Origin of the sequence: Flavobacterium commune (genome assembly GCF_001857965.1) — a bacterium.
GTDB classification, from domain to species: Bacteria; Bacteroidota; Bacteroidia; order Flavobacteriales; family Flavobacteriaceae; genus Flavobacterium; species Flavobacterium commune.
In genome coordinates this window covers 3,470,534-3,483,014 of sequence record NZ_CP017774.1, presented here as the reverse complement: position 1 = coordinate 3,483,014, position 12,481 = coordinate 3,470,534, and the positions used below count along the sequence as shown (strand labels likewise).

General features: G+C 34.8%; 11 protein-coding genes. 8 read left to right on the top strand and 3 right to left on the bottom strand.

Annotation, left to right across the window (positions count from 1 at the left end):
- Nucleotides 1-52 precede the first annotated feature (52 nt).
- Genes BIW12_RS14435 through BIW12_RS14420 form a run of 4 tightly spaced genes read left to right on the top strand, consistent with a single transcriptional unit; the run spans nucleotide 53 to nucleotide 6,246 of the window.
- The gene (locus BIW12_RS14435; protein WP_071185760.1) at nucleotides 53-547 is read left to right on the top strand and encodes a GbsR/MarR family transcriptional regulator; all 495 of its coding nucleotides are present in this window, start codon (nucleotides 53-55) and stop codon (nucleotides 545-547) included.
- Nucleotides 548-556: 9 nt separating this feature from the next.
- A complete protein-coding gene (locus tag BIW12_RS14430) occupies nucleotides 557-1,669 on the top strand; it encodes an efflux RND transporter periplasmic adaptor subunit (protein WP_071185759.1) in 1,113 nt (370 codons plus the stop codon).
- A gap of 19 nt (nucleotides 1,670-1,688) precedes the next feature.
- Nucleotides 1,689-4,856, top strand: a complete 3,168-nt coding sequence (locus BIW12_RS14425) for an efflux RND transporter permease subunit (protein ID WP_071185758.1) — start codon at nucleotides 1,689-1,691, stop codon at nucleotides 4,854-4,856.
- A complete protein-coding gene (locus BIW12_RS14420) occupies nucleotides 4,846-6,246 on the top strand; it encodes an efflux transporter outer membrane subunit (protein WP_071185757.1) in 1,401 nt (466 codons plus the stop codon). Before BIW12_RS14425 ends, BIW12_RS14420 begins: the two co-directional genes overlap by 11 nt.
- Before the next feature lie 289 nt (nucleotides 6,247-6,535).
- Here the strand turns inward: BIW12_RS14420 and BIW12_RS14415 are convergent, their stop codons facing one another.
- Both BIW12_RS14415 and BIW12_RS14410 read right to left on the bottom strand, forming a co-directional pair.
- Nucleotides 6,536-7,015 (bottom strand): GyrI-like domain-containing protein, encoded by a 480-nt coding sequence (locus tag BIW12_RS14415; protein WP_071185756.1) that lies wholly within the window; start codon nucleotides 7,013-7,015, stop codon nucleotides 6,536-6,538.
- Between the two features lie 57 nt (nucleotides 7,016-7,072).
- Nucleotides 7,073-7,432, bottom strand: coding sequence for an immunity protein Imm33 domain-containing protein (locus BIW12_RS14410; RefSeq protein WP_071185755.1), 360 nt, complete (start codon nucleotides 7,430-7,432; stop codon nucleotides 7,073-7,075).
- A 280-nt stretch (nucleotides 7,433-7,712) separates the two neighbouring features.
- Between BIW12_RS14410 and porX the strand changes: the two genes are divergently transcribed.
- From porX to BIW12_RS14385, 4 genes are all read left to right on the top strand, one after another.
- A complete protein-coding gene (gene porX / locus BIW12_RS14400) occupies nucleotides 7,713-9,266 on the top strand; it encodes a T9SS response regulator signal transducer PorX (protein WP_071185753.1) in 1,554 nt (517 codons plus the stop codon).
- 87 nt (nucleotides 9,267-9,353) lie between these two features.
- Nucleotides 9,354-9,761: a tRNA (adenosine(37)-N6)-threonylcarbamoyltransferase complex ATPase subunit type 1 TsaE gene (gene tsaE, locus BIW12_RS14395; RefSeq protein WP_071185752.1), complete on the top strand. Its 408-nt coding sequence runs from the start codon at nucleotides 9,354-9,356 to the stop codon at nucleotides 9,759-9,761.
- Nucleotides 9,762-9,979: 218 nt separating this feature from the next.
- Nucleotides 9,980-11,179: an alanine dehydrogenase gene (locus tag BIW12_RS14390; RefSeq protein ID WP_071185751.1), complete on the top strand. Its 1,200-nt coding sequence runs from the start codon at nucleotides 9,980-9,982 to the stop codon at nucleotides 11,177-11,179.
- 34 nt (nucleotides 11,180-11,213) lie between these two features.
- Nucleotides 11,214-11,591, top strand: a complete 378-nt coding sequence (locus BIW12_RS14385; RefSeq protein WP_071185750.1) for a DUF4258 domain-containing protein — start codon at nucleotides 11,214-11,216, stop codon at nucleotides 11,589-11,591.
- A 158-nt stretch (nucleotides 11,592-11,749) separates the two neighbouring features.
- Here the strand turns inward: BIW12_RS14385 and ung are convergent, their stop codons facing one another.
- Entirely contained in the window at nucleotides 11,750-12,424 is a 675-nt protein-coding gene (gene ung, locus BIW12_RS14380; protein WP_071185749.1) for a uracil-DNA glycosylase, read from the bottom strand.
- Nucleotides 12,425-12,481 lie beyond the last annotated feature (57 nt).

Here is a 12,481-nt window from a genome sequence, read left to right as displayed (position 1 = left end):
TCGGTTAGTTCGGTATTTTACGAACTAACTTTAAATTTGCAAAAAATTAGTCATGGACATCAAAAAAGAAAGGGAAGAAATCATAGAATTGTACGGGAATTATTTTGAAAAACTCTACAATATTTCACCACTTGCGGCAAGAATCTTAGGAACACTAATTATTGACGGATGCAAAACAGGGCTTACATTTGAATCTTTAGTCGAAAAATTAAGTGCCAGCAAAAGTTCAATTTCTACTAATTTGAACTTACTCTTAAAGATGGAAAAAATATCCTATTTCACCAAAACAGGAGACCGCAAAAAATATTTTAAACCGGCCAACTTAAGTGAACGTCTCGGCAATATTATCAAACTAATCGATTCTGAAATGCTCATCATTGACCGATTGGTCGAGTACCGAGAAGCCACTGCTTCCTGCCCTGAAGAAAAGTGCAATTTGGAAAACGTAAAAGCCTACAGAACACATATTATAGAAGTTGGAAAAGTGTTTAGTAAAACAATTAACAACTTCAAACAAATAGAAATCAATAACAACAATAATAAATAATTTGTCTCAATGAAAAAACTTTCATTAACCCTTATAAGTGCCATTCTCTTAGTAGCTTGTGGTAAAAAAGAAGAACAGGCAGCAGCACCTACTGTAATTCCGTACAAAGTAATTCAAATACAAAAATCAAATACTACTCTATTAGCCGAATATCCTGCAACTTTAGAAGGAATTACAGATATTGACATTCGTGCAAAAGTGGATGGTTATATCGAAAAAATATATGTTCAGGAAGGTCAGGAAGTAAAAAAAGGACAATTGCTTTTTAAGCTGGAAACACAAACGGCTAATCAGGAAGCCGCTGCTGCTAAAGCAAAAGTAACTGCAGCTCAAGTAGAAGTGAATCGTTTAAAACCATTAGTAGAACGCAATATTATCAGCGATGTACAACTGGAAACAGCTAAAGCAAATTTAGCCAGTGCCAAAAGTACCTATCAAAGTATTCTTGAACGCATTAATTACGCAACAATCAAAAGTCCGGTAAACGGAATAGTAGGAACTTTACCTTTACGATTAGGAAGTTATGTAAGCAGCCAAACTGCCGAGCCATTAACCCGAATTTCAGACGTAAGTACTATTTATGCCTATTTTTCAATGAACGAAAAACAGCAATTGGATATTACCATGCAAACTCCTGGAAAAACTTTTCAGGAAAAAATCACTAAAATGCCTGCCGTCAATTTGATTCTAAGTAACGGAATGCAATATGATTTAAAAGGAAAAATCGAAACTTTTAGCGGACAGGCTAATACACAAACAGGTTCTTTTAACGTAAGAGCCAGTTTTCCAAATGCAAACAAAGTATTGCGTTCCGGAGGAAGTGGTAGTATTCAAATTCCAACTAATTTAAAAGATGTGATTTTAATTCCACAAAATGCTACTTTAGAAATGCAGGACAAACGCATTGTATTGGTTGCTGATAAGGACAACAAAGTAAAATTTGTTCCCGTTGAAGTTCGTGCGGTACCCGGAGGACAATATTTTGTTGTTGATAAAGGATTGAATAGCAATGATAAAATTCTTATTGAAGGTGTAGGAATTGTTGCCGAAGGAACAGCAATAAAACCTGAATTAGTGGACTATGCCACCATAATTACTGCTGATAAAAAAGCCATTAACTAACATCGAATAATAACAGAGTATGTTTTCAAAATTTATTGACAGACCCGTATTGTCAACGGTAATTTCTATTATCATTGTTATACTGGGAATATTAGGGTTGATTTCGCTTCCCGTTTCACAATATCCCGAAATTGCACCTCCTACGGTAACGGTATCCGCTAATTATCAGGGTGCGAGTGCCGAAGTAGTAATGAACTCGGTAGTTATTCCTTTAGAAGAACAAATCAATGGTGTAGAAGACATGACCTACATGACTTCAACCTCAAATAATGATGGTTCAGCTTCAATTAATATCTTTTTTAAATTAGGAACTAATCCTGATTTGGCAGCTGTAAATGTACAAAACCGTGTAGCACGTGCTGCTTCATTATTGCCACAGGAAGTTACTAAAGCCGGAGTTACTACATCAAAAAAACAAAGTGATAACATTTTAATTTTATCGCTGTATAGTGAAAATCCGGATTACGATATTACCTTTCTTCAAAACTATGCCAACATTAATATTTTACCAAAAATCAAACGTGTTCCGGGAGTTGGAGAAGCAATGATATTTGGTCAGAGAGACTACTCCATGCGTATTTGGTTGAAACCTGATGTTATGGGTGCTTATGGTTTAGTGCCCTCGGATATTTCTGCATTATTGGCCGAACAAAATATTGAAGCTGCTCCGGGACAATTAGGAGAAAGCGGCGACCAGTCTTTCCAATATACTTTAAAATACAAAGGACGTTTACAAAGTACTAAAGAGTTTGAAGAAATTATTGTGCGTTCTACTCCCAATGGCGAAGTATTAAAACTGGGGGATATAGCCCGAATTGAACTGGGAGCGGTTAATTATGCCAGTAAATCGTTTACTAATGGCAACCAATCTATTGCCATTGCCATTGCTCAAACCGCAGGATCTAATGCACAGGAAGTAATTGAAGGCTCTCTGAAAGTAATGGATCAGTCAGTAGTGAATTTCCCAAAAGGAATAAAATATACCACTTTAATTAATGCTAATGATTTTCTGGAAGAATCTATTTCTAAGGTAATCCATACTTTAATTGAAGCTTTTATATTGGTATTCCTTGTTGTTTTCATCTTTTTGCAAGACTGGAGATCTACATTAATACCGGCTATTTCTGTTCCGGTTGCTATTGTTGGAACCTTCTTTTTCTTAAGTTTATTTGGTTTTACCATTAACTTATTAACTTTATTTGCGTTAGTATTAGCTGTTGGTATTGTGGTTGATGATGCCATTGTGGTTGTAGAAGCTGTTCATGCTAAAATGGAAGCCGGTGAACATGATCCTAAAAAAGCAACTCATAGTGCCATGGGCGATATCAGTAGTGCTATTATTTCGATTACCTTAGTCATGTCGGCGGTATTTATTCCGGTTTCATTTATTAGTGGATCTGCCGGAGTTTTCTACAAACAATTTGGATTGACCTTGGCTATTGCTATCGTACTTTCTGCTATCAATGCCTTAACACTTTCGCCGGCTTTGTGTGCTATTTTCTTAAAAAATCATGGAGAGAAAAGTAGCAAAGGATTTTTAGACCGTTTTTACTCTGCTTTTAATGCCGGATTCGACTCAACAACTTCTAAATACAAAAGAGCCGTTGAATTTTTAGTTAAGCGTAAATGGTTAGCTTTCTTAGGAATTGTTGTTTTTGCAGGACTTTTTATCTTATTGACTAATACTACTCCAAAAGCGTTTGTACCTAGCGAAGATACCGGAGCCATTCTTTCGGATGTTTCTTTAGCACCGGGAACTTCTTTGGAAAAAACCGAAAAAGTACTAATCCAAATTGAAAACCAGGTAAAAAACATGCCTGAAATTCAGGAAGTACTTCGTATTTCAGGTCGAAGCTTGATAAGTGGAACAGGAAGTAATTACGGGATGGTCATTGTAAAATTAAAACCCTGGGCCGAACGTAAAAATGCAAATCAGGAAATTACCGCTGTGGTACAGGAATTATTCAAGCGTGCTGCAGTTGTTAAAGATGCCAAAGTACTATTCTTTGCGCGCCCTACATTAGTTGGTTTTGGTTATTCGAATGGTTTCGAATTTCAATTACAAGATCAAAAAGGAGGAACAATCCAGGAATTAAGTACGGTAAACAGTCAATTTTTGGCGGCTTTAAACAGTCGTCCGGAAATTCAATATGCAGCTACTTCATTCTCTCCTAATTTCCCGCAATACCGAATTGATTTGAATGTAGCAGCTATCAAAAAATCGGGGCTTAGCGTTACCGATGTTTTAGGTACAATGCAAGGCTATTATGGTGGAGTTTATGCTTCTAACTTTAATAAATTCGGAAAGCAATTTCGTGTAATGTATCAATCCGAACCACAATTCAGAACAGATCCGGAATCTTTAAACAAAGTTTTGGTTCGAAATAACAGCGGACAAATGGCACCAATTTCTGAATATGTAAAATTAGAAAAGGTATTTGGCCCTCAAGCCATCGAACGTTTTAACTTATTTACTTCGGTAAAAATTACAGGAGCTCCAAAAGAAGGATACAGCTCAGGAGACGCTATTAAAGCGATTGAAGAAGTGGCTGCACAACATTTACCTTTGGGTTACGGATATGAATTCTCAGGAATGACGCGTGAAGAAATCAGTGCAGGGGGACAAACCTTATACATTTTCTTATTGTGTCTAGTGTTTGTTTATTTCTTATTGGCAGCCCAATATGAAAGTTATATTCTGCCTTTTGCCGTATTGTTATCATTACCTGTTGGTTTAGCCGGAACCTTTATTTTTGCTTATTTCTTTAAGTTAAGCAATACTATTTACCTCCAAATTACGCTCATCATGCTTATTGGATTATTGGCTAAAAATGCCATTTTGATAGTCGAATTTGCTGCCGAAGCAAGAAGAAAAGGCTTAAGTATTTCACAAGCAGCCATACAAGGTTCAGTAGCTCGTTTGCGTCCTATTTTGATGACTTCTTTCGCCTTTATTCTTGGATTATTGCCATTAATGTTGGCCAAAGGAGCCGGTGCGGTTGGTAACAAAGCAATTGGTACAGGTGCTATTGGAGGAATGCTTATCGGTACTATTTTAGGAGTATTTGTAATTCCAATTTTGTTTATTGTTTTCCAAAATTTACAGGAAAAAATTTCAACAAAACCACTTCCAACTCCAATTGGCGAATCTAATATTGAATCTTTAGAAGAAGAAAATGAAAAATAGAATATATAAAATCGCTTTATTAGCGATAGCTGCGGTCTTATTACAATCTTGTTTTGTGTCCAAAGATTATAAAAGACCTGAATTAAAAACAGCCGATTTGTATCGAAATGAAGTAGTGTCAACTGACACTGTTTCATTTGCAAATGTTTCCTGGGATAAGATTTTTACCGATCCGCTTTTGCAGGGATATATCACAAAAGGATTGGCAAACAATTTGGATATTAAAATCGCCATGCAAAATCTTGCCGCTGCCGAAGCGTCTATGAAACAAGGAAAAGCAGGCTACTTCCCTACTCTTTCTGCCGGAGCCGACTGGACACATCAGGAATTGTCTAAAAATAGTCAGTTTGGTGCAATTGTTCAAAACCGTAGTACCGATCAGTACCAACTTACTGGAACTTTATCCTGGGAAGCGGATATTTGGGGAAAAATACGAAGCAATAAACGCGCAACCAATGCTGCGTTTCTACAAACTTCGGCAGTTAATCAGGCTATAAAAACCCAATTAATTGCTTCGATTGCCACTACTTATTACCAGTTAATGGCTATTGATTCTCAAATAAAAGTAGCTGAAGAAACCTTAATCAACAGAGAGCAAAGTGTTGAAACAATCAAACAACTTAAAAAAGCCGGAAACGTTACCGAAGTAGGTGTCAAACAAACCGAAGCTCAAAAATATGCAACACTATTAATTATTGCCGATTTAAAAAACAATGCCGTTTTACTGGAAAATACGTTGAATATTCTTTTAGGCGAATCTTCTAAAAAAATAGAACGAAGCACTTTTGAAACGCAAAAAATACAACCCCAAATTACCCTTGGCGTTCCTTCTAATTTACTGCGTAATCGTCCTGATGTAATTGCTGCCGAGTACAATTTGATCAGCAATTTTGAAATGACAAATGTTGCTAAAAGCAGTTTTTATCCTTCATTTAAAATCACAGCTACCGGCGGATTACAAACTATTCATCTGAATGAATGGTTTAGTGCTAATTCCATTTTTGCCAATATCGTTACCGGTTTAACACAGCCTATTTTTAATCAAAGACAGTTAAAAACCAAATATGAAATTGCAAAAGCCAATCAGGAAAAAGCCTATATTCAATTTGAACAATCGCTTTTAACGGCAGGAAAAGAAGTTTCGGATGCACTGGCACAGTACAATAATGAAACTTACAAAATCAAGGTTCGTGAAAAACAGGTTGATGCTCTAAAAAAAGCAGCAAATTTTTCAGATGAATTGTTGACTTATGGTTTAGCCAACTATCTCGAAGTTTTAACGTCTAAAAACGATGCCTTGAATGCCGAATTGAGTTTGGTTGATAATAAATTCCAACAATACAAAGCCATCATTCAATTGTACAAAGCCTTGGGCGGAGGATGGCAGTAAATTATTATTTACTCAGTTTACATTAGGTTATATATTCAAAAAGCTATCCCGTTCCAAAAAACGAGATAGCTTTGTTGTGTTGTATTCATGTTATTTAATTGTTTTTCAAACATCAATTGCGTCGGGCTTTAGCCCTATGTAAGTAATTGTCAACAAATGGTTTTAGCCAAATCTATTTTAAGTTTGACTAAAGCCATTAAATCCCGTTCCAATTCATCAAATAACACTATAAAATTCATTTAAATCTGCTAAAATCCGTTTGATCTGTGTTCCTTAAAAATTCAAGTAATTATTTCAATCGAATCGGAATCCAGATTTCCTCTTCTGAATTAGGATCACCTTTTTTGTATTTAGCACCTAATATTTCAAAATGTGGTCTGTCATCCACAACGTAAGCCGAATTAGGAAACCAGGTTCCAAAAATAGACTCAAAAAAAGCCGGAGCATCACTCCCATCCCCTTTATAATCAAAAACGGCATACCAACCTCCCGGAATCACTAAAGAACTCATATTCTCAGGAATACTGTCAAAATCAGTTACTTCAACCGCAGCCCATTTTTCAAACACAGTTTCAGGGTTAAATTGAGTCCAAAAACCTTCCGGAAATTGCTGAACCGAAAACAAATCAGCACTTACAGTATTTATAATTTCCTTTTTTATAGGCATAAAACTTTGCCATAACGGTACCGGATTGTAAGCCACATAATTCATGTTTTGCTTACAACCAATTAGCTTTTTCTCTGAAAGTGTGGTGATTTTTGGTTTCATTTTTTCGTTTGAAATTTATTTATAATCTGTAATAAACGTTACTGTATTCTACTATTTTTAAACGTTTGCTACTTTTTCATCAAACCAAATGTCTTCATATTTTTTACTATCAATCTGAAATCTATAACCTACGGGTAATCCCAAATATTTAAGTATTTCAGGTTTACTATCAATTAAGTGATAAATGTGAATTGATTTAAAAAAATTTTCTTCATCATGAGGTATTTCATCACCACTCCAAATATACCAACCTTCAATATTTCCATTACGATTATGCCTTAAACCATTTATTGGTTCAATATTTAAGAACAAAGAATCATTAACTGCTAACATAGAATTTTCATTTACAGAATTCCATTCTAAATTATACTTTTTACAAATTTCTTTTTGTTCTTTTTCAAAAATATTCCATTCCATTTGACTTCCTATAATTTAATTAAATATAAATGTTTGAAGATTTTATTTAAAAATGATAATTTAAAAAATATCAGAAACCTTTTAATTACGATCAAATATAAAGTATTTAGTATAGATTTTAAAAAACTGTATTACTTAGATAATCGATTATTAATTATTCAAACCTTATTTACTAAGAAACTTTATCATAATATTAGCAATTTGGAGCGTATAAAATCTGTAATTTGCACAATGTACTTGCGTTTTTTACGTTCAAGAATAACTTTAGAACCGACAAAATATGGACAAAATAAAAATACTTTGGGTTGACGATGAGATTGATTATCTAAAACCACACATTCTTTTTTTAGAGAAAAAAAATTACGAAGTTACTACCTGTAATAATGGTCTTGACGCTATTGAAATATTTGAAAACGAGAACTTTGATATTGTTTTTTTAGACGAAAATATGCCCGGAATGAGCGGACTGGAAACCCTTTCGGAGATGAAAGAGAAAAAAAGTGCTATTCCGATGATTATGATTACCAAAAGTGAGGAAGAATACATCATGGAGGAAGCCATTGGCGCTAAAATTGCCGATTATCTGATAAAACCCGTGAATCCAAACCAGATTTTACTGAGTTTGAAGAAGAATTTGGATAATTCGAAACTGATTTCCCAAAAGACCACTTTGGATTACCAAAAGGAATTCCGAAAAATTGCCATGGAAATGGGTATGGTCAACAGCTATGAAGATTGGATCGAATTGTACAAAAAACTATTATTCTGGGAATTGCAGCTTGAAGATATCAACGATCAAAGTATGATTGAAATTCTGGAATCGCAAAAAGTAGAAGCTAATTCGCAGTTTGGAAAATTCATCGAACGCAATTACGAAGATTGGTTTTTACCCAAAGCCGATAAACCCATTCAGTCGCACACTTTATTCAAGGAATTAGTGGTTCCTGAATTGAAGAAAAAAGAAAGACCAGTATTGTTTGTAGTCATTGACAATTTACGTTATGACCAATGGAAATCCTTTGAAAGCGTGGTGTCCGATTATTACAAACTGGAAAAAGAAGTGCCTTACTATTCTATTTTGCCTACTGCAACCCAATATGCCCGTAATGCAATTTTCTCCGGATTATTGCCGGCAGAAATGGAGAAAAAACATCCTGACTTATGGAAAAATGATCCCGATGAAGGTGGAAAAAACTTATTTGAAGCCGAATTTCTTGAAGCTCAATTAAAGCGTTTGAGTCTGAACATCAAATCGGATTATTTTAAGATTACCAATATGGCTTCGGGTAAAAAGCTTCTTGAGAGTTTCAGAGCCTTAAAAGACAACGATTTGGTTGCTGTAGTTTATAATTTTGTCGATATGCTTTCGCACGCCAAAACCGAAATGGATGTGGTAAAAGAACTCGCACCTGATGATAAAGCTTATCGTTCGCTAACATTGAGTTGGTTTAAAAATTCTCCTTTGTTAGAAATCATCCAACAGGCACAAAAACTGGGTTTCAAATTGATTTTAACCACCGATCACGGAACCATCAACGTCAAAAATCCTTCAAAAGTGGTAGGTGACAAAAACACCAGCCTGAATTTACGTTACAAAACCGGTCGTAGTCTGACATACGAAAGCAAAGATGTTTATGCGGTAAAAGACCCAAAAAAAATTGGTTTACCGGCCATAAATATGAGTAGTTCTTATATTTTTGCAAAAAATGATTTGTTTTTGGCTTACGTCAACAACTACAATCATTATGTGAGTTATTATAAAAACACCTATCAGCATGGAGGAATTTCTCTGGAAGAAATGATTATTCCATGTTTGATATTTAATCCTAAGTAGGGATTTAGTCCTTAGTTGTTAGTCCTTAGCATCGAGAACCGAAACTAAGACTAGGGACTAAGGACTAGGTACTAAAAAACTAAAAACATGGAAATCACTTTTTCATTAGACGAAATAAGCAATGTAGCTGAATTGATTGTAGCTGCTCAACCGAATAAAATCATACTTTTCAATGGTGAAATGGGTGCCGGAAAAACTACTTTTATCAAACAATTGTGCAAAACCTTAGGCGTAGCCGAAGCTACCAGCAGTCCCACTTTTTCCTTAGTTAATGAATACCAAACCACAGATAATCAGATAGTTTATCATTTTGATTTTTACAGATTAAAAAAAGAAACAGAAGCCTTAGATATGGGAGTCGATGATTATTTGTATTCCGGTAATTGGTGTTTTATTGAATGGGCCGAAAACATTGCCAGTCTTATTCCTGAAACGCATTCGACCATTACTATCGAAGTGCTTTCTGATGGCAAACGTCTTTTAAAACTAAACTAAACCAGTTAGAAACAAACAAGTTCTGATAACTGATTTTCAATACATTACACACTTTTTACTTAGTATAAATTCCGAAAAAACTGCTAAAAAATTTCTATAAAAACTTAAAAAATACAACTTAATGTTAATAATTAAACACATTTGTATTTTTATCAAAACATAAAGCTTATTCTTTTAATCTTTTTGTGTAATTTTACTTTTTAATTGTAGCAAAAACGATGTCAATATCAATAACTCCATTTACCAAACAACAGTTATTACCTCAGGAAGAGAAGCTGGAAGTAGCTAGAAAAAAAGGCAAACTTTTTATTGGTATTCCCAAAGAGACTAGCTATCAGGAACGTCGCATTTGTCTCACGCCGGATGCTGTGAGTTCGTTAATTTGTCACGGACATCGGGTGATGATTGAATCGGGTGCCGGAGAAAGTGCCAGTTATTCAGATAAAGAATACTCTGAAGTAGGTGCCGAAGTAACCAAAGACACTCAAAAAGTCTTCGGTTGTCCTATGATTTTAAAGGTAGAGCCGCCTACAGTTGCCGAAATCAAAATGATGAACAATCAGGCGATACTCATTTCGGCAATCCAATTAAAAACCAAGAAAAGAGAATATTTCGAAGCTTTAGCTAAGAAAAAAATTACAGCTCTTGCTTTTGAATACATCAAAGATGTTGATGACACCTACCCCATTGTTAAGTCTTTAAGCGAAATTGCCGGTACTGCTTCTATTTTAATCGCAGCCGAATTAATGATTGCCAATTCTTACGGAAAAGGACTCCTTTTTGGTAATATTACCGGAGTTCCTCCTACCGAAGTGGTTATTCTGGGCGCGGGTACTGCTGGTGAATTTGCAGCAAGAACCGCTATTGGCCTGGGAGCTAACATCAAAGTTTTCGATAATTCGATTACTAAATTAAGACGACTTCAAAACAGCCTAAATCAACGTATTTTTACTTCGACCATTCAACCTAAGGCTTTAATGAAAGCTCTAAGACGTTGTGATGTGGCTATTGGTGCTATGCGTGGTTTAGAACGCTGTCCGGTAGTAGTTACTGAAACCATGGTTGAACACATGAAAAAAGGTGCTGTAATTGTCGATGTAAGCATTGATACAGGCGGTTGTTTTGAGACTTCCGAAGTCACAACTCACGAAAAACCAACTTTTGTAAAAAGCAATATTCTTCATTATTGCGTTCCTAATATTCCTTCCCGTTATTCTAAGACAGCTTCGCTTTCTATCAGTAACATTATCACTCCTTATTTATTGAAAATTGCCGAAGACGGTGGTATTGAAAGTGCCATTCGTTGCGATAAAGGTTTGAAAAATGGAATTTATACCTATCATGGAATTTTGACCAACAGAGCCATTGGAGATTGGTTTGATTTACCTAATAACGACATCAATTTAATTGTGTTTTAAGTAAACTTTCGATTACCTTTGCAAAAAATATTTCATGAAATTTGTACAACGTTTTGCCTATTATTTGGTAGGTTTAGTAATAGGTTGCTTTTTTGTAGCCTTTGTTTTTAGCGGAAAAGATACCCGTTGCAATTATTTCCCAAATGCCAGGGTACTCAATGATCTTCGCAACAAACCTTTCCATTATTCTGAAAATGCTAATAAAGTTTTATCTGAATCATGGGTGACTATTGCAGATATAAAAAACACTTTGGAATTTGGCGATGTTGATTTTGACAAAAGCGACACCGAATTTGGAAAAAGAACAAAAATCTACATTATTGAAGGTAAAACCCTAAAAGGACAGGAGATTATTCTAAAAGTAAAAAACGAAGAAGGTAAAGCTACTTTGGAAGAAATTATAAAAAAGTAATTTTAGCTTTTATCATATATAATATAAGCCATTTAAGTTTCTTTTGGAAATTTAAATGGCTTTTTTATTATCTTTTTCTTACATGAATTTCAATTAAAAATACGGTACAAAACTTCATTTAATACTTCTGAAACTTATATGGCTTATATGTTTTAAAACTACAAAAACCAATCAATTTCAGATTTATCATTCGTTTTTAAATAGGTATTTGCTTTGCTAAAATGTTTGTTCCCAAACCATTTTCCCTGATTCGCACTCATTGGTGACGGATGTCCTGATTCTAAAACCAAATGTTTGTTTCTGTCTATTTTACTTCCTTTTTTTTGTGCGAATGCGCCCCAAAGTAAAAAAACAACATGTTCTTTTTCATCCGAAATTTTTTGAATCACTGCATCGGTAAACAAATTCCATTTCAAATGTTTGTGACTATTGGGTTTGTCTTTTCGAACGGTAAGTGCCGCATTCAACAACAAAACGCCTTGTTTTGCCCAATGTTCTAAATTTCCGGAAGTTGGCATAAAAATCGAATCCAAATCATCATTGATTTCCCGATAAATATTGCGTAATGAAGGCGGAATCTTAACTTCACCATTCACCGAAAAACACAAACCATTCGCCTCTCCATCCCCATGATAAGGATCCTGACCAATAATAACCACTTTCACCTCTTCAAAACCACAATAATTAAAAGCCGAAAAAATCAGGTCTTTTGGTGGAAAACACACAAATTCCTGATACTCTTTTTCTAGCTCCTGCAATAAATCATTAAAATATGGTTTTTGTAATTCTTCAGATAAAATGGTTTGCCAATCAGGATTTAAGGAAATTTGCATCTTTACTTTAAATTTGTTCCGCAAAGATACACAGAGTAAACACAAAGACAAACCAAG